Below are 25,556 nucleotides of genomic sequence, written 5' to 3'. Positions count from 1 at the left end.
GCTCCATGGTGAACCCCAGGTCGGACCTCTGACCTGGGGTTCCTTGTGTTTTTTGACCTTGGCATCCTGGTCAATCGGGCACTCGTGGTCTGCCCGGGCGCGAAGGGCCCCCGGCGGACCGCTCCTCGCGGTGGACAGCGAGGACAGCGGTGCCGGTAGGCGAGACCGAACCGTGGCCGAGAGGCTGAGACAAATGCCGGGCGCGCTGGGCGTGTTCTGTTTCCAGGTGGGCAGCCCGGTCCTCCAGCGCCGTCGGGTCCATCTATCGGATACGGAGCGTCAGGCCGGTGGCTACGACAGCCGGAGCGGGAAGGTGTGGGCCGGTGCGGTCGACGGGACCGCCTGGGACAAGGCGCCCGATAGCTGCTCCTCGACCTCGCGGCGCATGCCGGCCGCCCGCAGGAGTTGTGGGCGGCCCCCCGGCGCGGGCGTGGTTCGCGGCAGCGAGAGTGCCGCCGACCGCACCGACGCCGCCTACCGGTCCGCCGACGCCAGTCGCACCTGGGCGCTCGTCCGTCAGGGGGGCGGAGCCGCGGAACACTCCTGGAGTAATACCCCTAGGGGGTATATGGTTGCTTGTGTGGAGGCCGGGAACGGTCTCCCGTACGGGATGGAAGTCGGGGAGGACGGTCATGGATCACGGCGCGCACCACCACACCGAAACCCACGGGTATGCCGCGCACGCCGGTCCCGGGGGCCACGGCGCGCACAAGGGGCAAACCCACCATCAAGGGGCCTCTTGGCCGATGGCCGCGAAGGCGACCCTGCACTGCCTGACGGGGTGCGCCCTCGGTGAGATCCTCGGCATGGTCATCGGTACCGCGCTGGCGTGGGGCAACGGTCGGACGATGGCGGCCGCGATCGTGCTGGCGTTTGTTTTCGGCTACTCGTTCACGCTCTTCGCGGTCCGCCGGGCGGGCCTGGACTTCACAGCCGCGCTCAAGGTGGCGCTGGCCGCCGACACGGTGTCGATCGCCGTGATGGAGCTGGTCGACAACGGCATCATCGCGCTGGTGCCCGGGGCGATGGACGCTCACCTGAGTGAGGGGCTGTTCTGGTCGTCACTGCTGGGTGGCTTCGTGGTGGCGTTCCTGATCACCGCACCGGTGAACAAGTGGATGATCGGCCGCGGCAAAGGCCATGCCGTCGTCCACGCCTACCACTGAACTCCTCGGTCACGCACGAGCGCTGCCGGCTGTGCGCCGAGGCGTGCCGTTCGTGCGAGCGGGCTTGCGGCGAGCTCCTGCTGAGCCTTGGCTGACGCGCAAGGGCGCGGCGCTCGCTACTCGTCGTGGAGTTCCGCGCGGACGCGGCGCGAGGGCTGGAAGGCGTACAAGTCGAGGATGTCGGGCGGGTCGGTGACGCCCGGTCCACCGCCCTTGACCCACGTGGTGATGTCGGCGGTGGCGTCGGGGTCGTTGACCAGGCCGAGCCAGACGGGCCGCCCGCCGTTTCCACGGCCCTCGGCGGAGGGCTGGACGACGATGACGTTGGCGCGCTCGCACGCGTCGAGACAATCGACGACTCGTACGGTGGCCGTGGCGTCGAGGGCTTGGCGCAGTTCGCGGAGCTGGGCCGTGTGATCGAGGCCGGGGACTTTGGGAGTGCCGCAGCAGCAGCCGCGGCAGATGGTGACGGTGGGCCGTGCCGCCCCCGGCCCGGGGGCGGCACGACGGTCGCGTTTGTTCACACGGTGTCCTTGGGGAATCGGGGCCGGGCGGCCTCGCGCGGCAGGCGCGGACCGTTGAGGCCGACCATGACGGTGGAGCCCTCGTGTCCGGCGACGCCGAGGGGCAGCGGGAGCGTGCCGATCAGGTCACGGCCTCGCAGCCTACTGCCGGGCGCTGTGGCCCGCGTGGCGGGGACCCGGGTCGGACCCCGCGTGCGGCGGGGACCTGGCGTCGCCCTCGGACATGAATGGGTACCGCACACCTCTGTCCCGTCTCCGCAGGGTCTCGCCCCACCGGGCGAGGCCGGCGGGGCGACCGGCCTGCTCAACGGTCGGCGCTGCCGGGCGGTACGACCCATGCGGAAGGGGTGTCCTGCCGGGGAGGCGATCATGTCCCGCATCAGGTGGCCCGGCCTCTGTCACGGTCGCCGTCGTGGCGCGCTGATCCCCTCCGTACGTCAGCCCGTCCAGCGGCCCGTCAGGAAGGCCAGGGCGAACACCGTGCTCACGGGGGCGACCAGGCAGAGGTAGGCGGTTTTGACGCGGGGGCTGCGCAGGCTCCAGGCGGCCAGGGTGATCCACAGGGGCCACCACAGGAGGCCGGCGCGGGGGATGGACGTGTACCAGTACGAGGTGCCCAGGGCGCACAGGCTGAGTCCCATGTAGACGGCCTCGGGCCAGCGGCGTTTCCACGCCAGCAGCGCGAACAGTGCCAGACCGATGAGCATCGCGGCGAGTTCGGCCTGGAACATGAAGGCGTACCCGGTGCTCTGGGCCTGGTCGAAGGCGTTGCGCCAGGTGTTGGACCAGGCTTCCCAGGGGGTGTGGAAGGTGCGGTACCAGCCGCGCTCCTCGGCGTGCTTCCAGGCCATCCAGTCGCCGGTGTGGGACTGCAGGTACCAGCTGTAGAGGAACGCGGGGGCCGCGGGCAGGGCCAGCCAGGGCAGTTGGCGCCAGTTCCGGGTGGTGCGGAGGGTGAGGAGGAAGTGCGTGGCGAGGGCCGCGGCGAGGAACAGGCCACTGACGCGTACGGCGGTGGCCAGCGCGGCCAGTGTCATGGCCAGGGGCCAGTGGGCGCGTTGCGCGGCGAGCCAGGCGGGCAGGGCCAGCGCCAGGAAGAGCGCCTCGCTGTAGCCGACGGCGAGGAAGACGGCGCAGGGGGAGAGCAGGAAGAACAGGACCGTGCGCTGTCCCGCCCCGGCGTCGGGCAGGTGGTGCCGGGCGATACGGGCCAGGGCCAGTACGGCGACGGCGCCGGCGACGAAGGAGATCAGCAGGCCGGCGAGCGTCCAGTTGGGCACGATGACGTGGACCGCGCGCAGCGTGAGGGGGAAGCCCGGGAAGAAGGCCTCCCGGTTGTCCCACTCCCGGAGCCAGGGCCCTGCCTGGTCGGGGAAGTAGCCGTCGCGCGCGATACCCAGGAAGTGCACCCAGTCCCAGTGCTCGAACGGCGTGAGGACCGGGCCGGATTCCCGGGTTTTCGAGTTGGAGGGGAACAGCCAGCGGGCGCAGTAGGCCGTCACCCATATGGATATTCGGGTCAGCAGATAGAGCCAGAGGACCTCCCGGTCGGCCGGGCTCGGGCGCCAGGCCAGCCGGCCGCGCAGCCCCTCCCGCACAGGAGGCGCCTGTCCGGCCGGGTTCGGGGTGCGGCGAAGGGCCCGGGCCCGCTTCTCGGTGCCTTTGGCTGCGGGGGTGCGCTCACGCAGATCGGGGGGCATGGCGGGCATGTCGGACTCCTTGCGGGCGGCGGGCGGCGGGCGGCGGGTGTCGGGCGGCGGGTGTCGGGCGGCGGGCCGGCCGATGGCGGTCCGCGGATTCGGGGAGAGCGAGTGCGGGGGAAAGAGGGGGAGCGGTTCGGGTCAGGGCCTGGGGCAGGGCTTGGTCAGGACGGTGACGTGGTGGACGTACGGTCGGCGTCCGGCGAGTCGTTGTCCAGTGAACCGGTTCACGGAGATCAGGTGTCCGGCGGGCCGGTGCCCGGCGTACCCGTTGATCCGCTGCTCGACGATCCGCTCGGTGAGCCCGTGCTCGACGGCGGGGGCAGGGGCAGGGGCGGGGCCGAGGCCGAGGCCGAGGCCGGGACCGTGCCGTCCGGGGTGGGAGAGCTCCTGGAGGCGCTGGGCCCGGGCGACGGGCCGGTCTCCGACGGTCCGCTCGGGACGGGGCCGTCGGCCGGGCCCGCGGACACCGGCTCGCCGGGCAGGAACGCGGTGGCGGTCGCCGCCCCGCCGCCGAACGCCAGGCATACCGCCACCACCGCGCCGACGCGACGCCTGCGCTCCCGGCGTCCGCGTTCGATGATGGCGGCGGCCGGCGCGGTCACGGCCCTGCTCCGCCCGGCGTCGGCCGCTTGCCGGAACAGGGACCGTAGCGGGTCCTGGGGCTCAGACACCGGGCGCCTCCTCCATACTCGGGTTGTCCAGACGGTGGGCGAGCGCCTTGCGCCCCCGGCTCAGGTGCGTCTTGACGGTGCTCGCCGACAAGCCTGTCTCGCCCGCTATCTGGTCAACGGTCAAATCGCACAAGTAGTGCAGAGCAAGGGTGCGGCGCTGTTGGGCGGGCAACTCGCGCAATGCCTCGACCAGCACGACCTGCTCCGGTTCGGGTCCGGCGACGTGCGGCGGCGCACCGCTGCGCTTCCACGCGTCGGCGCTCCGTCGCCGCAGCCGCCACCGGCTCACCGCCAGGCGCCAGGCGACCGTGCGGATCCACGCCTCAGGCCGGCCCTCCCGGTCGATCTGCCGTCGCCGGCTCCAGCCCTTGACGAACGCCTCCTGTACGACGTCCTGTGCCTCGTACAGGTCACCGAGCATCACGTACAGCTGCCCCGTGAGCCGCGCGACCGTCTGGGCGTAGAACTCCTCGAACTCCTCGACGGTCAACAGCCACTCCCGGATCTCTCGCCACACCCGACATACGCCCCGCAAGGAGTATTCGGTCGACACGGAGGACCGGGGAAGCGGCGTGAGGGTTGTCACAGAACCGAATCGCCCCGGTGCTCGTCCGGTCAGGCCGGAGCTTGCCATAGCGGCAAAGAAGTTTGTCGTCCGGGGGCGGGTGGGCGCACATTGCGGTCATGAGGAGGTGGCGCACATGAGTGAGCCCACAATGCCCGCAATACCCGCAATACCCGCAATGCGGAACGCCGACGGCCTGCCGGACGGCGGTGGCCGGGGTTACGACGTGGTGGTGATCGGTGGAGGTGCCGCCGGACTGGGCGGGGCGCTCGCCCTGGGCCGGGCCCGGCGGTCGGTGCTCGTCATCGACGGCGGCGAGCCGCGCAACGCCCCCGCGGACGGGGTCCACAACTACCTCGGCCGGGAGTCCACACCTCCCGGTGAACTCCTGGCGGCCGGACGCGAGGAGGCGCGGGCCTACGGCGTACAGATCAGGCAGGGCCGGGTGGTCACCGTCGAACAGGACGCGGCGGGCGAAGGGGACTCGGCGGTCGGGCGGGGAGCGGTGGCCGGGCGGGAAGCGGTGGCCGGGCGGGAGTCGGTGGCCGGGCGGGGCACGGCGGTCGAAGGGGGCGCGGCGGGGTTCACCGTCCGGCTCGCGGACGGCGACGCGGTCCGCGCCAGACGGCTGCTGGTGGCCACGGGCCTGGTGGACGAGCTTCCCCAGGTGCCCGGTCTGGCCGAACTGTGGGGAACGGATGTCCTCCACTGCCCCTACTGCCACGGCTGGGAAGTGCGCGACCAGGCGATCGGCGTGCTGGCGACGGGGCCCCTGGCGGTGCACCAGGCTCTGCTGTGGCGGCAGTGGAGCGAGAATGTCACTCTCTTCCTCCATACGGCTCCCGAGCCGGGCGACGACGATTACGAGCGGCTGGCCGCACGTGGCATCGCGGTGGTGGACGGAGAGGTCGCCGCGCTGGAGCGGGAGGACGGCGACGGCAGGCTGACGGGCGTACGGCTGGCGTCCGGCGCCGTGCTCGACTGCCGGGCCCTGGTCGTCGCGCCGCGGTTCACCGCCCGCGCCGGCCTCCTGGCCGGCCTCGGTCTGGAACCCGTCGTGCAGGAGGTGGGCGGAGCCGTGATCGGCAGTTACGTCGCGGCCGACGCCACTGGACGGACCGCCGTACCGGGGGTGTGGGTGGCAGGCAACCTCGCGAACGTGGTGGAGCAGGTGATCGGTTCCGCCGCCGCGGGGGCCCGCGCGGCGGGAGCCGTCAACGCCGACCTGGTCGAGGAGGAGACCCGCCTCGCCGTCGCCGCCCGGCGGGCCGGCGACGTTCTCTCCGCGTAGGGCGCCCTCTTCGCGCGGACGCCCGCGAGCTGTCCGGGCGGTGGTCCGTGCGTCGTTGTCGGCCTCTGCCACCGGCGCCGCTGTCCGGGAGCGGTCGGCCCGGTGGCCCGCAGGGGCCGGTCCGGCCCGACCGCTTCCCCCGATTCGCGTAGCGCGGAGGCTGTACCGGTCCGCAACGCGGCGGTAATATGGGAGCGCTCCCATACCGGATCCCCCACACCCGGAGATGGAGATACCATGCATTGTCATGATCGGAACAAGCGTGCGCGCGGCGGGGCACGACCCCGTCGGCTGTCGCACTTCGTCAGTCTGTTATCCGTGGCGCTGTTCTGCCTGGTCGCCTCGGTGACCTCGGTCGGCACCGCCTCCGCGCACGGGTCCGTCATCGACCCGGCCTCGCGCAACTACGGCTGCTGGCAGCGCTGGGGCAGTGACTTCCAGAACCCCGCGATGGCGCAGCTCGACCCCATGTGCTGGCAGGCGTGGCAGGCCGACCCGAACGCCATGTGGAACTGGAACGGGCTCTACCGCAACGGCTCCGCCGGCAACTTCCCCGCGGCCGTCCCGGACGGTCAGCTCTGCAGTGGCGGTCGCACCGAGGGCGGGCGCTACAACTCGCTGGACACCGTCGGCGCGTGGAAGACCACGGACATCCGCGGCAACTTCACGGTGAAGCTCTACGACCAGGCCAGCCACGGCGCGGACTACTTCCTGGTCTACGTCAGCCGCCAGGGCGTCGACCCCAGCAAGCAGGCGCTGAAGTGGAGCGACATGCAGCTGGTCAAGCGCACCGACAGGTACGCCCCCAGCCAGAACTACAACATCGACGTCTCCACGTCGGGGTACAGCGGACGCCACGTGGTCTACACGATCTGGCAGGCGTCGCACATGGACCAGACGTACTTCCTGTGCAGTGACGTGAACTTCGTCTGAGTTCGAGTCCGAATTCGAGTTCTAGTTTGAGTTCGAGCCTGAGCCCGAGTTCGAGCCTGAGCCCGAGTCGTGAAGCCGGACAGAGTCGCCCGCCGAGCCACCCCCGCCGGGTCGCCTGACGGCGACTCACCTCCCGGCCGCGCGTCGCGCACGCGGTCACCTCCCACGTACGCGACGCGCCTGATCCCCCGACCCGACGACCACCGGTCCCCCCGGGCGCGACCCGCCCGCGGGGACCGGATTCATTCCGGCCGGGCGCGCTGCCCGGCCGGACGCGGATTGCACGGCACCCTCTTTCGCGGGTGAGGGCACCGTCCCCCGCGGTGGGGTGTCACCTGCCCCCGGGCGCGGCTCCGAGCCGGAGCATGACCTTGCTGCTGCCGCTCGCCGGGTCGGCGGCGGTCGCCAGCGCCCGCGCCGCCTCCTCCAGGCCGAAGCGGTGGCTGATGACCGGCGAGACGTCCAGGCCGTCCCGCATCGCGAGGAGCGCGTCGTCGATCTCCTCGACGAAACGGTACGAGCCGATCCAGGTGATCTCCCGCGTGACGAGGTCCCCGAGTGCCGCGGCGACCGCCGCGCCCGGCAGGTTGCCGACCTGGACCACGGTGCCGCCCGGGGCCGTCGCCCGCAGGACCGGGCCCAGTGCGGCCGGGGCCCCCGACGCCTCGAAGACCAGCTCGACGTCGCGCGGGAGAGCCGTGCCGTCGCCGACGTCGACGGTCTCGTCCGCGCCCATCGCCCGGGCGACCGCGAGCGAGGCCGCCGAGACGTCCGCCGCGATCACCGTGGCGGCACCGCGGTGTTTGGCCGCCGCCACGACGAGCGACCCGATCGGGCCCGCGCCGTTGACGAGTACGGTCCTTCCCCGCAGGTCGCCCGCCCGGCCGTCGGAGGCTCCGCCCGCGAGGCCCCCGGCCGCGCCCGCCCGGCGCACGGCGTGCATCGCCACGGCGAGCGGCTCGGCCAGCGCGCCCTGCTCGGTGCTCACGCCCTCGGGCAGCGCCCTGACCTGCGCCGCGCGGACCACCCGGTACTCGCTGAAACCGCCGTCCGTGTGCGGGTCGAAGGCGGCCGAGCCGAAGTAGCGGACCCGGGGATAGAGGTTCGTGCGGCCCGCGAGCCGGTCGGGCAGACGCCCGTCGCCGACCAGTTCCGCCGGGTGCACGGTGACGGGTTGACCTGCTGCCAGGCCGCTGACGCCGGGGCCCGTACCCGCTATCCGGCCGGCCACCTCGTGCCCGAGCACCAGCGGGTGCCGGAGCGTCGCGGTACCGGACCCGCCGTGCTTGAAGTACGCGACGTCGGAGCCGCAGATCCCGCCCCACTCCAGCGCCAGCAGCACCTCTCCGGGCCCGGGCACCGGGTCCGGGCGCTCGTCGATCCGCAGATCGCCGGGGCCGTGTACGACGACCGCCCTCATGCCGCGTCCTCCAGACGGACCAGGTCGCGCCCGCGGGTCTCGGGGGAGAGCAGCGCGGACACCAGGGTGATGAGCGAGTAGACGACGAGCATCGCGGCGATCGGCCACCAGCTGCCGGTGACGGCGGTCAGCGTCGCCGCGATGACGGGGCCGATGGCCGTGGCGAGAATGCCGCCGATCTCCTTGGCCAGCGCGAGCTGGGTGAACCGGGTACGGGATCCGAACAGCTCGGCCATCGTGACGCTCTCCAGCGAGAACAGGCCGAGGACGCCCACGTTGAGGCCGAGGACCATGCCGAACATCAGGCCGATCGTGCTGCCCGAGGTGATGAGCAGCATCATCGGGAAGGCCAGGACCATGGTCAGCAGCGTGAGCGCGATGTACATCGGGCGGCGGCCGAAGCGGTCACCGAGCATGCCGACCAGCGGGACGACGGCGAAGCCCAGCAGCGAGCCGTACACGATGGCGTCCGTCGGGACCGACTTGTCGACGCCGAGCGTGGTGCCGATGTAGCCGACGAGGAAGGTCTGGATCAGGCCCGAGTTGCCGGCCTGACCGAAGCGCAGTCCGAGGGAGAGGAAGAACGCCTTGCCCTTGCGCTGGCGTACGCCGGCCTCCAGGACGCTGACGCTCTTGGTGTCCTGGGGGGCGGCGGCCGGGGGTGTGGCCTTGCCTGACGTGCCTGACGTGCCTGACGTGCCTGACGTGCCCGACGCCGGGCGCGCGGCCTCGCCCGCGGACTCGACCACCGACTCGATCTCGTCCCGGGACATCGCGACACCGTCCACGACGTCCGGGCGCTCCTCGAAGACCGGGCTCTCCTTCAGGTTCCGCCGCAGCCAGACCGCGAAGATCATGAGCGCGAAGCTCAGCAGGAACGGCAGCCGCCAGCCCCAGGACAGCAGCTGCTCCTCACTCAGGACCGCGAGCAGGATCGCCCACAGTCCCGACGCCGCCAGAGTGCCGGAGTTGGTGCCCAGGGAGACCAGCGAGGAGATCAGCCCGCGCCGCTTGGCGGGGGCGTACTCGGCGAGCATCACGGTCGCGCCGGCGATCTCGGCGCCGGCGCCGAAGCCCTGCACCAGCCGGAGGACGACCAGCAGGATCGGGGCGAGGATGCCGATCGTCGCGTACGTCGGCAGCGCGCCGATCAGCGTGGTGGAGGCGCCCATCAGCAGGATGGTGATGAACAGGACCTTCTTGCGGCCGAGACGGTCGCCCATCCGGCCGAAGTAGAGGGCGCCGGCGAGCCGGGCGACGTACCCGACGCCGTAGGTCGCCATGGCGGCGATCAGGCCGATGGCCGGGCTGACGTCGGGGAAGAAAAGCTTGTTGAAGACGATGGCGGCCGCCAGCGAGTAGAGCTGGAAGTCCATGAACTCCATCGCCGTGCCGAGCCACCCGGAGACGGCGGCCTTGGTGAGGTCGCGGGTCGTCCGTGTCGCGACGCCCGTGGGCTCCGCTCGCGTGGTGTCCGTCATCGTGAACTCCGTTGTTCGGGACCGTGCTTGGTGCTTGGTGCCTTTTGGCTCTTGAGGTGTTCGGTGGGGGGTGGTGGCGAAGGGTGGATGGGGCGGAGGGGAGGGAGCGGGTGGGAAAGAGAGGAGCCGGTGTGCGGCGCGTGGGGGTCAGCGGTCGGTCAGTTCGATACGGCCCGCACGCAGCCCGGGGAGCCGGGCGGTGACCCCGGACACGAGCGCGTCGTCCTCGGCCAGATCGGCCGCGCCGAGTACGCCCAGCAGCCGGCGGACCGTTTCCCCGCGGCCCTCCTCGTTGTCCGGCACCCCGCGCCAGCAGGCACCGAGCGCCGGTGCCGCCGGATCCGTCGTACCGAACAGCTGTCCGCCGTCGTCCGCCGGGCGCGTGGCGTTCGCCCAGGCGGCGAGCGCGAGCTCCAGCATCGGGGTGCTCGTGGTGGCGGCCGGGTCCGCCGGTGCCGTACCGGCGGTGGAGGCGCGCAGGGTGCGGAGCGCGTCGAGCCACCGTTCCGGGATCTTCAGCGAACCGTCGGAGCCGATCTGCCGGAGCAGGTGCCGTATCCCAGGATTGCGGAACCGCTCGACCAGGTCCTCGGCGTACGCCACCGGGTCCGGCCCGCCGGCGGGCAGCGTCGCCGCGACCTCGGCGCACAGCGCCCGGACCAGCCGCTCGCCCCAGTCGGTCGCCAGCGCGTCGGCGACGGTCGTGCACCCCGCCGCCGCGCCCAGGTAGGCGAGAGCCGAGTGGGAGCCGTTGAGCAGCCGCAACTTGGTCAGCTGGTACGGCACGACATCCGGTACGAACAGCGCGCCGTCCAGCTCCCACGGCGGCCGGGGAGCGGCGAAGGAGTCCTCCAGTACCCACTGCCGGTACGGTTCGCCCACGACCGGAACGCCGTCGTCCACGCCGAGCCCGGCCCGGACCGCCGCGCGGTCCGCGTCGGTCGTCGCCGGGACGATACGGTCCACGATCGTCGAGGGGAAGGCGACCGAGACCGCCATCCAGTCCAGGAGGGCCCGCCGGTCGGGCCACGAGGACGCGTCGACGAAGTCACGTACGACCGCTTCCAGCGCGGCGCCGTTGGCGGCCATGTTGTCGCAGGAGACGAGGGTGATCGGCGCACCGCAGGAGCGCATTCGGACGGCGAGGCCGGCGGCGACGCGCCCGACGACCGTCCGGAGACCGGCCGTGCCGCCCGGAGCCGCCCCCGCCGAAAGACCCGCCGCGGGATCCGCAAAGGCACCCGCCGAGAGACCCGTACCAGGACGACCCGCACCGGGACGTCCCGCACCGGGACGACCCGTCCCGAGCCCCACGGCGAGATCCGCCGCGACCTCCGGTGCCGCCGTGTCGAGCCGGCCCGTGTCGGGGCGGCGGTGGTAGCCCTTCTCCGTGATCGTCAGGGTCACGACGCCGACCTCGGGGTCGGCGAACAGCCGGTCGATCCGCCCGGCGTCCGCCCGCATCCCCAGCGCCTCCACGACCGCTCCGGCCACGCGGGTGGCCGTGGGCGAGGGGCGGGTCCCGGTCAGCGAGGTCACCGAGTAGAGGCAGTCCTGGGCGCGCAGCGCCTCCACCACGCGGGCCGAGCGCGGCGCGACGGCGGCGATGCCCCACGGCTGTCCCGAGCGGGCCGCCGCGTTCTCGGTGTAGACCGCCTGGTGCGCCCGGTGGAACGCGCCGAGGCCGAAGTGCACGACGCGCGCCCGCAGCTCCCGGGGGTCGACGGCCGGGCGCAGCTCCGGCGCGATCCGGCCGAGCGTGGCGAGGCCGAGCGTGGCGCCGCCAGGTATGGCGCCGCCAGGCGCGGCGGGGCTGAGTGCGGCGTGGCCGGGCGTGGCGCGGGCGGGGGGCGTGGCCTCCCCGTCGTCCGAGGCGGGCGTGCCGGGTACGTCGCCCGTCGGGCGCACAGGGCGTGCGTGGTGCATGGGATCCATGGTGCTCACGGAGGTCACCAGTCGTGCACGGAGCCGTCGAGGCGCCGTGCGACGGGCAGGTACCGGGGCTGGTACGGGAAGCGCTCGGCGGCCTTCTCGTCGTACTCGACCCCGAGGCCGGGCTCCTCGGAGGGGTTCAGCATCCCGTCCGCGAACGTCACGCCGCTGTGGAAGACCTCGGCGGTCTCGTCCGGGTGCCCCATGTACTCCTGGACGCCGAAGTTCGGGACGGTCAGGTCGATGTGCACGGCGGCGGCCATGCTGACCGGCGAGAGGTCGGTCGCCCCGTGCGAACCGGTCCTGACCTGGTAGAGCGCGGCCAGGTCGAAGATCCGGCGCAGATGCGTGATGCCGCCCGCGTGCACGACGGTGGTGCGTACGTAGTCGATCAGCTGCTCGGTGATCAGGTGCTGGACGTCCCAGATCGAGTTCAGCACCTCGCCCACCGCGATCGGGGTCGTCGTGTGCTGCCGGATCAGCCGGAACGCCTCCTGGTTCTCGGCCGGCGTCGGGTCCTCCATCCAGAACAGCCGGGAGTCCTCGACCGACTTGCCGAAGCGGGCCGCCTCCAGCGGCGTGAGCCGGTGGTGGACGTCGTGCAGGAGGTGGAAGCCGAAGCCGAAGCGCTCGCGCACGGCTTCGAGGTAGGTCGGGGCGAAGCGCAGGTACGCCTCGGTGTCCCAGGGCTGCTCGTCGGGCAGCGAGCTCGCGGCGGGCTCGTAGACCTTGCCCTTGCGCACCCCGTACGTACCGCCGACGTCCGGGACGGCGGCCTGCGCGCGCACGGCCTTGTAGCCGAGGTCGAGATACCGCTCGACGTCGTCCAGCAGGGAGGGCACGTCCGTGCCGCTCGCGTGCGAGTAGACCATGACGCCGTCGCGCGACCGGCCGCCGAGCAGCTGGTAGACGGGCAGGCCGGCCACCTTGCCCTTGATGTCCCACAGCGCGGTGTCGACGGCGGATATCGCCGTCATCGTGACGGGGCCGCGGCGCCAGTAGGCGCCCCGGTAGAGGTACTGCCACATGTCCTCGATGCGCGCCGGGTCCTTGCCGATCAGCAGGGGGACGAGGTGGTCGCGCAGGTAGCTCGCGACGGCGAGCTCGCGGCCGTTGAGCGTGGCGTCGCCGAGGCCGGTGACGCCGTCCGACGTGGTGATGCGCAGGGTGACGAACGTCCGTCCTGGGGACGAGACGAACACCTCGGCGCGCTCGATCGTGCTCACAGATCCCTCTCCTCGCGTCCTCGTCCGGTCTGCCCGTCCGGTTCCGCCCCGTCCGGTCCGCTTCGCCAGGTCTGGCGGTTCTGGTCGGGCAGCACTGGTATACAAGCATCGGTCGACCACATGCGCAATACTGCTGTTACGTGGAACACGCACGGGCGCCGCGCGATCGTGCGGGGTGGTCGGGGCGTACGGCTCGTGCGGCGCGGGGCGCGGCGGCGCGGGCGCGGTGCACAGGCGCCAAGTGTGGGGCATACCCACCGATACGATGAGTGCATGGCTCGATCGAACCGGCAATCGAACCGGGGGCGGACCAGCCGCCGCGCCGTCTACGAGACGCTGCGCCGCAAGGTCCTCACCCTGGAGCTGCCTCCGGGCGCGGCCCTGTCCGAGAACGAACTCGCCGCCGCCCTCGGGGTCAGCCGCACCCCTGTCCGGGAGAGCCTGATCCTGCTGTCCCAGGAGGGGCTGGTGCAGATCTTCCCCCAGGTCGGATCGTTCGTCTCGCGGGTCGACCCGGCCAAGGTGGCCGACGCGCAGTTCCTCCGGGAGGCCGTGGAACTGGCCGCCCTCGGCGACCTCCCGGCCGAGCTCGACCCCGAGCTGGTCGACGCGCTGCGGCACAACCTCGCCGAGCAGCGGCGGCCGGGGCTCGCGCTGGAGGAGTTCTTCGAGCTCGACGAGGCGTTCCACCAGACGCTGCTGCGGCTGAGCGGGCACGGCAGCGCCTGGGCGACGGTCGTCTCGGCCAAGGGCCACCTCGACCGCGCGCGGCGGCTGGGCCTCTACGACACCGCGTCACCCGCGGGGTTCGCCGACCAGCACGTCGAGATCTTCGACGCGGTGCTCGTCGGAGACCTCACGCTGGCCCACGCGGCCATGCGTACGCATCTGCGGGCGGTGTTCGACGACGTGGAACGCATCCGGGCGCGCTCGCCCGAGCTGTTCGCGACGGACCCGGGGACGGTTCCGGTGCGGCGCAACGTGGTCGTCTGGGAGTAGTCCTCTCGGGGGGCCGTGGGTTGTCCCGGCGGCGGGGGACGGAAACCGCCGCACCGTACCCGTACGGGCCCGAGCGCGCGGCGCGGTCACGTCGCGCCCGACTCACGCCGCGCCGATTCACTTGGCGTCCGAGTAGCGCTCCACCGTGGCCGTCGTGAACGGGAAGCGCACCGGCGTCCGGCCGAACGTCAGCCGGCCGGCCAGCTCGCCCGCCGCGTCGATCGCCCGCGTCACCTCCTCGGCCTCCTCCAGCGGGCAGTGCACGATCACCTCGTCGTGCTGGAAGAAGACCAGCTCCGCCCGCATGCCCGCGGTCGACCGGCGCAGCGCCGCCAGCATGAGCAGGGCCCAGTCGGCGGCACTGCCCTGTACGACGAAGTTGCGGGTGAAGCGCCCCCGGGCGCGGGCGGCCGACGCGGTGGCTCCCGCGCCTCCCGCGCCGTCCCCGCCTCCCGCGTCGCCCGTGTCTCCGGCGTCTCGTGCGTCTCCCGTGCCGTACGCGCCCGGCGGGGCCTCCTGCGGAAGCCCGGCCTCGTCCGTGTAGTCGGCGGCTCCGGCGGTCCCGGTGTTTTCCGGGCCGACCGCCCGCGGACTCGTCCGGCCGAGCCAGGTCCGTACGATCCTGCCCTCCTCGCCCGCACGGGCCGCCTCGTCCACGTACGCCACCGCCCGGGGGAACCTGCGGCGCAGCGCCGCCAGGTTCTTCAGGCCGTCGCCGGACGTCTGGCCGTAGACCGCGCCCAGGAGTGCGAGTTTGGCGTGGTCGCGGTCGCCGGAGAACGCCCGGTCGGACAGTGCCGTATACAGGTCGCCGCCCTGCCCGGCCACCTCCATCAGGCCCGGGTCGCGGGAGATCGCGGCGAGCACGCGCGGCTCCAGCTGGTCGGCGTCGGCCACCACCAGCCGCCAGCCCGGATCGGCGACGACGGCCCGCCGGATCACCCGGGGGATCTGGAGGGCCCCGCCGCCATTGGTCGTCCAGCGGCCCGAGACCGTGCCGCCCGGCAGGTACTCCGGCCGGAACCGGCCCTCCCGCACCCAGTCCTGGAGCCAGCTCCAGCCGTGTGCCGTCCAGATCCGGTACAGCTTCTTGTACTGGATCAGCGGCTCGACGGCCGGGTGGTCGATCCCCGCCAGCTCCCAGCGCCTGGTGGACCGCACCTTGACGCCCGCCCGCGCGAACGCCTTCACCACGTCCGCCGGCAGGTCCGGCCGCACCCGGTGGCCGAACGCCTCCGACACCTCGTCCGCCAGCTCGGCCAGCCGGCGCGGCTCGCCCCCGCCCGCGTACCGCTCGCCGAGCAGCTCGCCCAGCACCTCCCGGTGCACGTCCGCGCGCCAGGGCAGGCCCGCGCGGTGCATCTCGGCGGCCACCAGCATGCCCGCCGACTCCGACGCGGTGAGCAGCCGCATCCGCTCGGGGTGCTCGGCCGCGGCGTGCCTGCGCACCTGCTCCGCGTACACCTCCAGCAGGCCCTCGAAGGGGATCTCCGCCCCCGCGCGCGGCTCGAACAGCGCCGACTGCGCCCCGGGCGCCGCCGATCTCGGCGGCGGATCGGGCGGTACGGGACCGCCGCGCAGCCGGGCCCAGGCCGCCGCGGCGGAGCGGGGCTCGCCGGACCGCCTCTCGTGGCCGAGCAGCAGCGGCTCCGCCGCCTCGATGTCGTAGCACCGCTCGACCCGTATCCCCGCCGCGAGCAGCCGGGGGTACACCTCGGCGGTGGAGCGCCAGACCCACCGGACGGCCTCCGGGAGCCGCGCCTCGACCGCCGCGACGAGATCGGGCTCGCGGAGCACGGGACCCGCGGCCCGGCCCGCCGCGTCGAGCGGGGCGAGGAGCGCGCCACCGCCCTCCGTGGGGGCGAGGGCCCAGCGCTGCCCGACGGGCCCCGGCCCCTCTGGCGGATCGTCCGTTGCGGTCATGGGGCCGAGTCTCCCAGGCGGGTCCGACAGTGGCCCTGAACATGGCCCTGAACATGGCCCTGAACATGGGCTTGACCATGTGCTTTACCGGGCTCGGCGGCAACCGCGGCAGGATTCCGGCCTTGATCCGGGTCGCCGGGCGCGAGCCGTTCGAAGGGCGGAGGGTAGAAGGTGCCAGCAGGATCGCCTTGGTGTCGTTCATGTGGCTGGTGTCGTTGATGCGTCGGGGGCGGTGCCCCGATATGTCCCGTGACCGGAGGTTGGAATGCGAGCGATCGTCTTCGAGGAGTTCGGCGGCCCGGACGTGCTGCGGTTCACGCAGGATGCCGAGGCCCCGCACGCGGGCGCCGGCGAGGTCCGGGTGGCGGTCCGGGCGGCCGGCGTCAACCCGATCGACTACAAGATCCGCCGCGGCTGGATGGAACAGATGGCTCCCACGCCGCTGCCCTCGGTGCCCGGCACGGAGCTGGCCGGGGTCGTGGACGAGGTGGGCGAGGGCGTGACCGGGTTCGTCCTCGGCGACGAGGTGGTGGGGTGGTCCGCGACCGGCGCGTACGCCGAGTACGCCCTGGCCGGGACGGTCGTGCGCAAGCCCACCGGGCTGTCCTGGGCGGAGGCGGCGGCGATCCCGGTGGCCGGCGAGACCGCGCTGCGGGTGCTGGACGCGCTCGCGCTGGGCGACGGCGAGACGTTGCTGCTGCACGGGGCGGCGGGCGCGGTGGGCTCGGTGGCCGCACAGCTCGCGGTGGCGCGCGGCGCGACGGTGATCGGCACGGCGTCGCCCGCCAATCACGAGTTCGTGGCCTCGCTCGGCGCGACCCCGGTGACGTACGGGGAAGGGCTGGTCGACCGGGTGCGCGAGGCCGCGCCGCGCGGGGTCGACGCGGTGTTCGACGCGTCCGGCATGGGCGCGCTGCCGGACTCGATCGCACTGCGCGGGGGCACGGCGGACCGCGTCGTCACCATCGCGGATGCCCGCGCCGGGGAGTACGGCGTGGCCTTCTCGGCCGGCGGGACGTCACCGGAGCGCAAGCGGGCGGGCCTGGAGGAGAACGTACGGCTGGCGGCGGGCGGCGCGCTGCGGCTGCGCGTCGCGCGGACGTTCGCGCTGTCCGACGCGGCACGGGCGCAGGAGCTGAGCGAGAGCGGACACGCGGGCGGAAAGCTGGTGCTGACGCCGTGACGCCGTGACGCCGTGACGCCGTGACGCCGTGACGCCGTGACGCCGTGACGCCGTGACGCCAAGGCGTCATGTCGTGCGGCCGAGTCCGCTGGTCCCGCGCGTGACGATGTCTGCGCACACTCAAGCGCGGCGGCGCCCTGTTCCCCCGTGTTCTTCGGCGAATACGCACGCCGGCACGCTACGTCTTCGTCCTGGACCACGGAGAGGAGATCCGGGCGGCTCGGAGGAGCCGGGCCGCTCGCCACGCGCTGACTCAGTCCTCCAGCCGCCGTATCACCCGGGCCGGATTCCCCACCGCCAGCACCCCCGCCGGCAGGTCCTTCGTCACGACCGCCCCCGCGCCCACCACCGTGTTGTCGCCGATCGTCACCCCTGGGCAGACGATCACTCCGCCTCCCAGCCAGACGTTGTCCCCGATCGTCACCGGTGACGCCTTCTCCCAGCCCGCGCGGCGACGTTCCGTGTCGAGCTCGTGGGTGGGGGTGAGGAGCTGTACGTTCGGGCCGATCTGCACGTCCGTGCCGATGGTGATCGGCGCCGCGTCCAGGAAGACCGCGTTGAAGTTGACGAACGTACGGTCCCCGATGCTGATGTGGTGGCCGTAGTCGCACTGGAACGGCGGGCGGACGCGGACGTCCTCGCCCACCGAGCCGAGCAGTTCCGCGAGGATCCGGCCCCGGTCGGCGGGGGCGGCGCCCCCGTTCGCGTTGTACGCCGCGCACAGGGCGAACCGGCGCTCGGTGTCCGTGCCCAGCTCCTCGTCGTCCGCGATGTACCACTCGCCGGCCAGCATGCGCCGCTTGTTCTCACCCATCGGCCTGATGCCCCCTCGTCCCCTCACCCGATTTCCCGGTCCCCGGTCCCCGGTCCCCGGTCCCATTTCCCAAAAGGGTGTCCGCCACTGTAGACAGCCACTCGGTGTCCACAGCCTGTGGACGACGTTCCGTCGCGCCCGAGGAGAGCCCGTGACCCGCCCGTTCCACACGTTCACGCGCGGCGCCGTGCCCGCCCCGCGCCCGCGCGCCGGGGCCCCCGAGTGACCGCCGCCGGAGCGGACACCGTCGAGCGCGCCCTCGCCGCCGTCCTCTCCGTACCGTCGGGCGGCGGCGGCTCGCGCGACGCCCGCGCGACCCGCGACGCGATCGACACCGGTGCCTCCCTGCTCGCCGCCGACCCGGGCGCGGACGCCGCGCTGCGCCGGCGCGGTACCGGCTTCGTGCGGCTGGCCTGGGAGCGCGGGTGGCAGCCGGCCGATGTCGTGCGTCTCGTACGCCGCGACCTCGACGGCCCCCACCTGCGGATCGTCGGAGGACTGATCGAGGAGGAGGTACGGCGGTACGAGCGGCTGCCGCCGCGCTGGGCCGCGCAACTGGCCGAGCTGGGGCGGCCGGACGACGCCGGGGCCCGCCCCGCGACGGACGCGCGGTCCGACCGCCCCGACCGGTCCCCCCGGTCCGACCGCCTCGACCGCTTCTCGTACGCCACCGCCGTGCTGGAGCTGTACCTGCTGCTCATACGGCTGCCGGCGATCGAGCCCGTGGGTCCCGTGCCCGGCACCGAGCTCCACCTGCCCCCGGCGGAGGACGAGCCGCGCGTGCTCACCCGGATCCGCGCGCTCCTCGCGAAGGCGGAGGCGACCGGCTATCCGCCGGAGGCCGAGGCGCTGACGGCCAAGGCGCAGGAGCTGATGGCGCGGCACAGCATCGACGAGGCGCTGCTCGCGGACCGCACCCGGCGGGGCGATGTGCCCGGCGCCTGCCGGATCGGGGTGGACGCGCCGTACGAGACGGCCAAGGCGGTCCTGCTCGACGCGGTCGCCTCCGCGAACCGCTGCCGCGCGGTGTGGAACGACACGTACGGCTTCTCGACGGTCGTCGGCTTCGAGGCCGATCTGGCGGCCGTGGAACTGCTCCACACCTCGCTGCTGGTGCAGGGGACGACGGCGATGACGCGGGCCGAGGCGGCCCAGCGCGCGGGCGGGCGCAAGCGGACGAAGGCATTCCGGCAGTCGTTCCTGATGGCGTACGCGCACCGCGTCGGCGAACGGCTGGCCATGGCGACCGAGCGGGCGACCGCGGCGGCGACCGAGATCGAGGCGGCGACCGGAACCGGGCGGGCGACCGGCACGACGGCCGGCACGATGACCGGAGAGGCGTCCGGAGGATCAGCCGGAGAGGAGTCGGAGAACGCGCGGGTGAAGCCGCCGGTGGAGACGGCGGGGCAGGACGGCCGGCTGTTGCCGGTTCTGCCGGTGCTGGCCAAGCGCGCGGAGGCGGTGGCGGAGCACGCGGACCGGATGTTCCCGCAGACGGTGGCGACGCGCGTCCGCGGGGCGATGGACGCGGAGGGCTGGACGCACGGCACGACGGCGGCCGACGCGGCCCGCCTGACGGGCCCGCCGTGCCGGTGACCGGCCCCTTGTGGCTACCCTCGGTCCATGAGCTGGCTGCGGGCGTTGAAGGAGACCGCCCGTTCGGGGTTCACGATCGAACGGGGGCAGCTGGAGCCGTTGGTGGCTCTGCGCGGGGCCGTCGGGCTCGCCGTGGTCGTGGGGAGCGCTTTCGTGCTCTTCGGGCCGACCGTCGCCGTCAGCGCCGCCTTCGGGGCGTTCCAGGCCGGCATCGCGATCCTCCAGCGCAGCTGGCGGCCCCGGCCGGTCCTCGCGCTCGCCTCCGGCGCGAGCCTGGCCGTCAGCACCTTCCTGGGGTACGTCACCGGCGCCGACTTCGTCCTCTTCGTCGCCCTGCTCGCCGTCTGGACCTTCCTCGCCGGGCTGGCCTGGGCGGCGGGACCGACCACCGGGATCATCGCGTCCTCCAACGTGGCGATGATGCTGGTGACCGTCACCCTCCCCACCTCCGCCGCCACGGCGGCCGGTCACGCGGCCGTGATCGCCGCCGGCGGGGTCGTCCAGGCCGCGCTGATCGTGCTCTTCCCCGTCCGGCGCTGGGGCCGGCAGCGGGACGCGCTGGCCGACGCCCTCGCCGCCGTGGGCGACTACGCCCGCCGGCTGCGGTACGACCCGGTCGCGCCCTTCGACCCCGAGCCGCTGATGACGGCCAGGAGCGCCGCCGCAGTCACCCCGCGGGAGGCCCGCCGCCGCCCCGCCGAACTGCACGGCACCCGGGGGGTGGTCGAGCGGATCCGGCCGGTGCTCGCCTCCCTCGCGGACCCGGCGGTCGGCGCGGCGCCCGAGGGGCCGGAGCGCGACCGGGTACGCGAACTCCTCGCCGCCGCCGGTTCCGTACTGGACTCCGCCGCGCGCGCCATCCGGCACGGCGAGCCCGTCCGGCTCGAAGCGGCCACCCTGGGACTGGTCGACACCCCCGAGACCGATACGCCTCTCAGCGGCCCCGCCCGCCGGGCCGCCGCCCGGCTGGGCACCCTGCTGGACGAGATCGTCGAGATCGCGAAGGGCGCGGGGAGCGAGTCCCGGGCGCGCGCCTCCACGAAGCGGTCGGGGCCCTTCACGAAGCGGTCCACGACCTCCACGAAGCGGTCGGGGCCCTTCACGAAGCGGTCCACGACCTCCGCGAAGCGGCCGGGAGAGGCGACGGAGCGGCCCGGAGACGCGGGGGAGCGGGCCTGCGCAACCTCGGCCGGCCGGCCCGGGGCACCGGTGTGGACATGGCGTCGCGTCCTCGCCCGGGGCCTCCGCTCCCTCGCCCGGTGGACCCGCACCCTCGTAGGCGCGCTCGGCGCTCTCGCCCGGAGCGTTCGCCCGGCCGCCCGGCGGTCCCGCGCCGACCGGTACGAGAAGGCCTCCGGGCACCGCGACCGGCCCGGTCTGTTCCAGCTCGTCCCCGTCGTCCTGCGGACCGTCCGCGACGAGCTGCGCGACCGTGACTCGCCGATCCGCCGGCATGCCGTACGCGTCTCGGCCGTCACCTCCGCCGGTTACGTCCTCGCCTCCGCGCTGCCGCTCGGCCACGGCTACTGGGCGCCGATGACCGCCGTCATGACCATGCGCCCCGACTTCGGCCAGACCTACGGGCGCGCCGTGGCCCGGTTCGTCGCCACACTCGTCGGGGTGGCCGTGGCCACCGGCATCGTGTGGCTCGCCCACCCCGGTGACGTCGTCCTCGCCGTCCTCGCCGTCGTCAGCGCGGGCCTGATGTACCTGGTGCTGCGCACCGGCTACGCGCTCGGCCAGGTCTTCGTCACCGGGTACGTCGTCTTCCTGCTCGGCGTGGCGGGTACGGGCGTGACGCAGACCGTACGGGAACGGGTCCTCCTCACCCTGCTCGGCGGGCTGCTCGCGATGATCGCCTACGCCCTCTACCCGGCCTGGGAGACGCCCCGGCTGCGCGCCCGGCTCGCCGACTGGCTGCTCACCAACGGCCGTTACGCCGCCGCGGTGGTCGCCCACTACGCCGAGCCCGCGGGCCGGGCCAGCCCCGAGGTGCGCGAGGCGCTGCTGGGCACGCGGGAGGCCCGGGCGGCCTGGCACGCGGCGGAGGCGAAGGCCACGCACGAGCCGGTACGGCACCGGGGTCTGTCCCTCAACGCGGCGGACGACGCGGAGCAGGCACTCGCCCAGTTCGCCCGGGCCGCGATGCTCCTGGAGGCGCACCTGCCGGAGCGCGGCACCACGCCCGTGCCGGCCGCCGCCGAGCTCGCCGAGGCGCTGCGCGAGGCGACGGAAGAGGGCGCGGTGGCCGTACGGGAACGCCGCGTCCCGCGCTGGGACCGGGTCCGTGACGCGGTGGCGCGCTGGGAGGGCGAGGGTGTCCCCGACGAGGTCGTACGCAGCGGGGCCACGCTGCTCCTGACGGCCCTGGAGGAACTGTCGGACGCCTTGGACGAGGGGCTGGACGAAGACAACGGGGACGACGGGCGCGACGGGAACAGCGGGGAAAAAGGGGACGGCGCGGAATCCACGAAGGCCGGCAGCGCCGAGGAGCCCGGACGCCGCGAGGGAGCGGCCGAGCGACTGGAGTGACGCCAGAGCGACGGCGCGGTGAGGGGTGGGCGGGCCGGCACGGGCGGGGCCGGCGGCCGGACGCGTGGGAAAGCCCGTCCGCCCCGCCGCCGTCCACCGGCGACGGGGAAAGTCGGGCCGCCCCGTCCCCCGTCCCCGCCCTGTCCGCTCGCGGTCCGTCAGCCGGTCGGCGGGTCAGCCGGTCGGCAGGTCCTTCGGCAGGTCCGTGGGCAGCCCGCCCTCGCCGGCCGGCAGTTTCCCGTCCGCCGTCTTCGTCAGCGTGTCCTTCTTGCCGCCCTCCCAGGAGACGACCAGCTTCTTGCCGTCGTTGGACTCGATCGTCCCCATGGTCCGGTCGGTGTTGCCGTCGTCGCAGGTGAGATTGAGCATCGGCGCGCCGCCCATGTCCTCGACCCCGCCCTGGCAGACGTGTTCGGCGGCGACGAGCATGACCTTCGCCTGCTTGACGCCCAGGACGACGGCGTGGCCGTCGCTCAGCCCGGCCCACGAGCCTTCGAGGCTGCCGCTGTCCGCGCCCCCGTCCGGCCCGGAATCCGAGCCCGGGCCCGAACCGGAGTCCGCGCCCGCCCCACTCGGCGCCGAGGCACCGCCGCCGTCCTTGTTCGAGCCGTCGTCACCGCCGCCGCAGCCGGTGAGCGAGAGCGAGAGCGCGGCCACCAGACCGGCCGCGGCGACACTGGTTCGTACGAGCTTGCGCACCGTGCACATCCCCCAAGTCGATGATCGGACCGCGCAAAGCTACCAGGACGATTTTCGTACCCCGGGCAGGAATCCGGCGTGCGCCTGCTCCCGCAGCCGCACCCGCGACAGCCCGAACTTCCGCAGGTGCCCACGAGGCCGGCCGTCCACGGAGTCCCTGTTCCGCACGCGTGTGGCGCTCGCGTCGCGCGGCTGGCGGCGCAACTCCCGCAGGGCCGCCGCCCGCCGCTCCTCGGAGGTGCCGGGGCGGCGCAGGATCTCCTTCAGTTCGGCACGGCGCGCCGCGTACCGCTCGACGATCCGGGCGCGCCGCTCGTTGCGCACGATCTTGCTCTTCTTCGCCATCAGACCTTCACTCCCCGGGCACGGATCCGGGCCACGGCCGCCTCGATCCCGATCACGTCGACGGTCTTGACGGCCTTGGCGCTGAGCGTGAGCCGGACGTACCGGCCCTCGCTCGGCAGCCAGTAGCGCTTGCGCTGGATGTTCGGGTCGAAGCGGCGGGACGTGCGCCGGTGGGAGTGGGAGATCCGGTTGCCGAAGGCGGGCTCGGCGCCGGTCAGTTGGCAGTGGGCGGACAAGGGTGGTCACCTCTCTCGTTGTAAATGAAAACCATTTCCATATACTAGCCCCATGGCACGCGATGAGACACGCCCGGTGATCAAGCTCCGGTCCACGGCCGGGACCGGCTTCACCTATGTCACCCGGAAGAACCGCCGCAACGACCCCGACCGCATGACGCTCCGCAAGTACGACCCGGTCGCCCGCCGACACGTCGACTTCCGCGAAGAGCGCTGAGCGTCGGACGCCGCACCGGCGGCGCCCGACACCACAGAGAGGACCAGGAGGACCGAGATGAAGCCCGGCATCCATCCCGCGTACCGGCCCGTCGTGTTCCGCGACAAGGCGGCCGACTTCGCGTTTCTCACCCGCTCGACCGCGACCCCGGCCTCGGGGCGGACGGTCGTCTGGACGGACGGGAACACGTATCCCGTCATCGACGTCGAGATCTCCTCGGCGAGTCATCCCTTCTACACGGGCACGGCCCGCGTCCTGGACACCGCCGGACGCGTGGAGCGCTTCGAACGCCGCTACGGCCGCCGGACGACCGAGGCCCGCACGGAGACCCGTTGATGTCCGGCACGGGCCCCGGAGCCTCGGACGGCCACCCCCACGACGGACGACGCCACGACGGACGACGCCACGACGGACGACGCCACGACGGACGGCTTCCCGTCGTGATCGTCGCCGGTCTGCACGGCGACGCCCGTCGGGCGGCCGTGCGCCGGCTGCTCGCCACCGCGCCCGGCAGCGTCGCGCTCCACCACGACCTGTCGGCCGCCGCCGAGCGTGGCACGGTCGTACGTGAGGTCCGCGACGCGACCGGCGTGCTGTCCACCGGTGAGGCCCCGCTCGTCAACGACTGCGCCTGCTGCGCGCTGCGCGAGGATCTGGTGCCGGAGCTGATCCGGCTCGCCGACGACGGCCTGACGCGGCTCGCGGTCGTCGAGCTGTGGGACTCCGTGGAGCCACGGGCGTACGCGGAACTCGTCGCGGCGCACGGCGAACGGCTGGTCGTCACCCAGGTGCTGACCGCCGTGGACCCCGCGCTGGTGCTGCCGTACCTCGGCAACGGTGACGACCTCGCCGACGTCGGCCTGGCCGCCGCCCCGTCCGACCGGCGGACCGTCGCGGACACCTGGGCCCGGCAGCTGGAGTACGCGCCGGTGCTCGCCGTGACCGACGATCCGTCGGCCGACGACGAGGACCGGGAGCTGCTGGCCCAACTCCACCCGACCGCACGCCTGATACGCGTCGACGGCTCCGGGACGGTGGCCGGAGAACCGACCGGGACGCCGACCGGGACGCCGACCGGGACGCAGACCGGGGCGTCGGCCGGGGAACTGGCCGCCGCCGCGCTCGCCGGGTTCGACGTCGAGGCCGCGGCGGCCCGCCAGCACCCGGCCTGCGCGCTGCTGCCGCAGGAGGCGGACGCGTCCGGTGTCGGCACGTACGTCTGGCACCGCACCCGCCCCTTCCACCCGGAGCGGCTCTACCGGGCGTTGGAGGACCTGACCTGCGCCGCCGCGCGCAGCAGGGGCCGGTTCTGGCTCGCCGACCGCCCCGACACGCTGCTGGCCTGGGACGCCGCGGGCGGCGCGCTGTGTGTGGAGAGCGCGGGCCCGTGGCTCGCGGCGCTGCCGGACGCCGCCTGGGAGGCGGTTTCGCCGGCCCGCCGGGCGGCAGCGGCCCTCGACTGGCACCCGCTCCATGGCGACCGCTGCCAGCATCTGGTCTTCACCTCGCCCGGACTGGACCGGGAGGGGATCGCGCGGCTGCTCGACTCCTGCCTGCTCACCGATGCCGAATACGCCGCGGGCCGCGCGGCCTGGAAGCGACTGCCGCCCGCCTTCGACGCCCTGCTGGAGGTCTGATGTCCCCCCGTCCCCCCGCCACCCGCCGCGACAGGGCCGCGCCGCGCCCCAACCCCTTGGACCGCGACGGGATCACGTATATCGACTACAAGGACACGGATCTGCTGCGCACGTTCATCTCCGACCGGGGCAAGATCCGCAGCCGTAGGGTGACACGCGTGAGCGCGCGACAGCAGCGGCAGCTCGCCCGCGCGATCAAGAACGCCCGGGAAATGGGCCTGCTGCCCTACCGCTCGTCGCCCCACTGACGGGCGGCCCGCCCCTTCCGCCGTCTTTTCCCGCTCCTTTCCCACTGGTGCACATGCGTACGGACAGCCCCGCCGCGGCCTTCGCCGAGGCGGGGTTTCCACTTCCCGCCCCGCCCTTTTCTCTTACTTCTCCGCGAGAACTTCCGCACGAGTTCCGAGGGAAGGGGATCCTCCGCGGCCCCTCATGCGTCTCACCTTTCGGGGTACGGGGGACG

25 protein-coding genes are annotated in these 25,556 nt (G+C 73.5%); 12 read left to right on the top strand and 13 right to left on the bottom strand.

The features are described 5' to 3' along the window. The first annotated feature begins 632 nt into the window (after positions 1-632). Both ACU6P3_RS14930 and ACU6P3_RS14925 read left to right on the top strand, forming a co-directional pair. Complete coding sequence (locus ACU6P3_RS14930; protein ID WP_447197528.1) at positions 633-1,166, top strand: DUF4396 domain-containing protein; 534 nt, start codon at positions 633-635, stop codon at positions 1,164-1,166. Beyond that, positions 1,115-1,261, top strand: a complete 147-nt coding sequence (locus tag ACU6P3_RS14925; RefSeq protein WP_447197527.1) for a four-helix bundle copper-binding protein — start codon at positions 1,115-1,117, stop codon at positions 1,259-1,261. Before ACU6P3_RS14930 ends, ACU6P3_RS14925 begins: the two co-directional genes overlap by 52 nt. Positions 1,262-1,282: 21 nt before the next feature. On the opposite strand, the gene ACU6P3_RS14920 is transcribed toward ACU6P3_RS14925, so the two are convergent. The 4 genes from ACU6P3_RS14920 to ACU6P3_RS14905 form a co-directional block, all read right to left on the bottom strand. Beyond that, on the bottom strand, positions 1,283-1,690 hold the full coding sequence (locus ACU6P3_RS14920; RefSeq protein ID WP_447197526.1) for a (2Fe-2S) ferredoxin domain-containing protein: 408 nt from the start codon (positions 1,688-1,690) through the stop codon (positions 1,283-1,285). 437 nt (positions 1,691-2,127) lie between these two features. Continuing rightward, a complete protein-coding gene (locus tag ACU6P3_RS14915) occupies positions 2,128-3,399 on the bottom strand; it encodes a mannosyltransferase family protein (protein ID WP_447197525.1) in 1,272 nt (423 codons plus the stop codon). A 227-nt stretch (positions 3,400-3,626) separates the two neighbouring features. Continuing rightward, positions 3,627-4,064 carry a hypothetical protein gene (locus tag ACU6P3_RS14910; RefSeq protein ID WP_447197524.1) on the bottom strand — a complete coding sequence of 146 codons (438 nt, stop codon included), beginning with the start codon at positions 4,062-4,064 and terminating at the stop codon, positions 3,627-3,629. Then, positions 4,057-4,554, bottom strand: a complete 498-nt coding sequence (locus tag ACU6P3_RS14905) for a SigE family RNA polymerase sigma factor (RefSeq protein WP_447197523.1) — start codon at positions 4,552-4,554, stop codon at positions 4,057-4,059. Before ACU6P3_RS14905 ends, ACU6P3_RS14910 begins: the two co-directional genes overlap by 8 nt. A 253-nt stretch (positions 4,555-4,807) precedes the next feature. On the opposite strand from ACU6P3_RS14905, the gene ACU6P3_RS14900 reads away from it, so the two are divergent. Both ACU6P3_RS14900 and ACU6P3_RS14895 read left to right on the top strand, forming a co-directional pair. Beyond that, complete coding sequence (locus tag ACU6P3_RS14900; RefSeq protein ID WP_447197522.1) at positions 4,808-5,920, top strand: NAD(P)/FAD-dependent oxidoreductase; 1,113 nt, start codon at positions 4,808-4,810, stop codon at positions 5,918-5,920. 237 nt (positions 5,921-6,157) lie between these two features. Beyond that, positions 6,158-6,853, top strand: a complete 696-nt coding sequence (locus tag ACU6P3_RS14895; protein ID WP_447197521.1) for a lytic polysaccharide monooxygenase auxiliary activity family 9 protein — start codon at positions 6,158-6,160, stop codon at positions 6,851-6,853. A 331-nt stretch (positions 6,854-7,184) separates the two neighbouring features. Here the strand turns inward: ACU6P3_RS14895 and ACU6P3_RS14890 are convergent, their stop codons facing one another. From ACU6P3_RS14890 to manD, 4 genes are all read right to left on the bottom strand, one after another. Beyond that, positions 7,185-8,273 carry an L-idonate 5-dehydrogenase gene (locus ACU6P3_RS14890; RefSeq protein WP_447197520.1) on the bottom strand — a complete coding sequence of 363 codons (1,089 nt, stop codon included), beginning with the start codon at positions 8,271-8,273 and terminating at the stop codon, positions 7,185-7,187. After that, positions 8,270-9,754: an MFS transporter gene (locus ACU6P3_RS14885; protein ID WP_447197519.1), complete on the bottom strand. Its 1,485-nt coding sequence runs from the start codon at positions 9,752-9,754 to the stop codon at positions 8,270-8,272. Before ACU6P3_RS14885 ends, ACU6P3_RS14890 begins: the two co-directional genes overlap by 4 nt. A 147-nt stretch (positions 9,755-9,901) precedes the next feature. Continuing rightward, positions 9,902-11,680, bottom strand: a complete 1,779-nt coding sequence (locus ACU6P3_RS14880) for a mannitol dehydrogenase family protein (protein WP_447197518.1) — start codon at positions 11,678-11,680, stop codon at positions 9,902-9,904. A gap of 23 nt (positions 11,681-11,703) precedes the next feature. Then, positions 11,704-12,912: a D-mannonate dehydratase ManD gene (manD, locus tag ACU6P3_RS14875; protein ID WP_447197517.1), complete on the bottom strand. Its 1,209-nt coding sequence runs from the start codon at positions 12,910-12,912 to the stop codon at positions 11,704-11,706. A gap of 273 nt (positions 12,913-13,185) precedes the next feature. Between manD and ACU6P3_RS14870 the strand changes: the two genes are divergently transcribed. Further along, on the top strand, positions 13,186-13,911 hold the full coding sequence (locus tag ACU6P3_RS14870; protein ID WP_447197516.1) for a GntR family transcriptional regulator: 726 nt from the start codon (positions 13,186-13,188) through the stop codon (positions 13,909-13,911). Between the two features lie 117 nt (positions 13,912-14,028). On the opposite strand, the gene ACU6P3_RS14865 is transcribed toward ACU6P3_RS14870, so the two are convergent. Then, complete coding sequence (locus ACU6P3_RS14865) at positions 14,029-15,834, bottom strand: bifunctional 3'-5' exonuclease/DNA polymerase (RefSeq protein WP_447197515.1); 1,806 nt, start codon at positions 15,832-15,834, stop codon at positions 14,029-14,031. A gap of 265 nt (positions 15,835-16,099) precedes the next feature. Here ACU6P3_RS14865 and ACU6P3_RS14860 point away from each other — a divergent pair, with 265 nt between their 5' ends. Beyond that, complete coding sequence (locus tag ACU6P3_RS14860) at positions 16,100-17,017, top strand: NADP-dependent oxidoreductase (RefSeq protein WP_447197514.1); 918 nt, start codon at positions 16,100-16,102, stop codon at positions 17,015-17,017. Between the two features lie 253 nt (positions 17,018-17,270). On the opposite strand, the gene ACU6P3_RS14855 is transcribed toward ACU6P3_RS14860, so the two are convergent. Beyond that, on the bottom strand, positions 17,271-17,831 hold the full coding sequence (locus ACU6P3_RS14855; protein ID WP_447197513.1) for a sugar O-acetyltransferase: 561 nt from the start codon (positions 17,829-17,831) through the stop codon (positions 17,271-17,273). A 327-nt stretch (positions 17,832-18,158) separates the two neighbouring features. Here ACU6P3_RS14855 and ACU6P3_RS14850 point away from each other — a divergent pair, with 327 nt between their 5' ends. Together ACU6P3_RS14850 and ACU6P3_RS14845 are read left to right on the top strand one after the other, a co-directional pair. Continuing rightward, on the top strand, positions 18,159-19,427 hold the full coding sequence (locus ACU6P3_RS14850) for a DUF2786 domain-containing protein (RefSeq protein ID WP_447197897.1): 1,269 nt from the start codon (positions 18,159-18,161) through the stop codon (positions 19,425-19,427). 27 nt (positions 19,428-19,454) lie between these two features. Beyond that, positions 19,455-21,959 carry an FUSC family protein gene (locus tag ACU6P3_RS14845; protein ID WP_447197512.1) on the top strand — a complete coding sequence of 835 codons (2,505 nt, stop codon included), beginning with the start codon at positions 19,455-19,457 and terminating at the stop codon, positions 21,957-21,959. A gap of 174 nt (positions 21,960-22,133) precedes the next feature. On the opposite strand, the gene ACU6P3_RS14840 is transcribed toward ACU6P3_RS14845, so the two are convergent. From ACU6P3_RS14840 to rpmB, 3 genes are read right to left on the bottom strand one after another with little or no spacing between them, the layout of a single operon-like run. Further along, positions 22,134-22,667 carry a hypothetical protein gene (locus ACU6P3_RS14840; RefSeq protein WP_447197511.1) on the bottom strand — a complete coding sequence of 178 codons (534 nt, stop codon included), beginning with the start codon at positions 22,665-22,667 and terminating at the stop codon, positions 22,134-22,136. A gap of 30 nt (positions 22,668-22,697) precedes the next feature. Then, positions 22,698-23,003 (bottom strand): 30S ribosomal protein S14, encoded by a 306-nt coding sequence (gene rpsN / locus ACU6P3_RS14835; protein ID WP_447197510.1) that lies wholly within the window; start codon positions 23,001-23,003, stop codon positions 22,698-22,700. Next, positions 23,003-23,239 carry a 50S ribosomal protein L28 gene (gene rpmB, locus ACU6P3_RS14830; RefSeq protein WP_344276318.1) on the bottom strand — a complete coding sequence of 79 codons (237 nt, stop codon included), beginning with the start codon at positions 23,237-23,239 and terminating at the stop codon, positions 23,003-23,005. Before rpmB ends, rpsN begins: the two co-directional genes overlap by 1 nt. A gap of 52 nt (positions 23,240-23,291) precedes the next feature. Between rpmB and rpmG the strand changes: the two genes are divergently transcribed. From rpmG to rpsR, 4 genes are read left to right on the top strand one after another with little or no spacing between them, the layout of a single operon-like run. Then, complete coding sequence (gene rpmG, locus ACU6P3_RS14825) at positions 23,292-23,456, top strand: 50S ribosomal protein L33 (protein WP_030751018.1); 165 nt, start codon at positions 23,292-23,294, stop codon at positions 23,454-23,456. A 57-nt stretch (positions 23,457-23,513) separates the two neighbouring features. Continuing rightward, positions 23,514-23,792: a type B 50S ribosomal protein L31 gene (locus ACU6P3_RS14820; protein WP_447197509.1), complete on the top strand. Its 279-nt coding sequence runs from the start codon at positions 23,514-23,516 to the stop codon at positions 23,790-23,792. Further along, positions 23,792-25,093 (top strand): CobW family GTP-binding protein, encoded by a 1,302-nt coding sequence (locus tag ACU6P3_RS14815; RefSeq protein WP_447197508.1) that lies wholly within the window; start codon positions 23,792-23,794, stop codon positions 25,091-25,093. The genes ACU6P3_RS14820 and ACU6P3_RS14815 overlap by 1 nt, the downstream gene beginning before the upstream one ends. Beyond that, positions 25,093-25,341, top strand: a complete 249-nt coding sequence (gene rpsR / locus ACU6P3_RS14810; RefSeq protein WP_344276330.1) for a 30S ribosomal protein S18 — start codon at positions 25,093-25,095, stop codon at positions 25,339-25,341. Before ACU6P3_RS14815 ends, rpsR begins: the two co-directional genes overlap by 1 nt. The last annotated feature ends 215 nt before the right edge of the window (positions 25,342-25,556 follow it).

This window comes from Streptomyces hebeiensis (assembly GCF_052983195.1).
The sequence above is the reverse complement of the archived record's forward strand: the minus strand, read 5'-3'. Positions and strand labels throughout refer to the sequence as shown.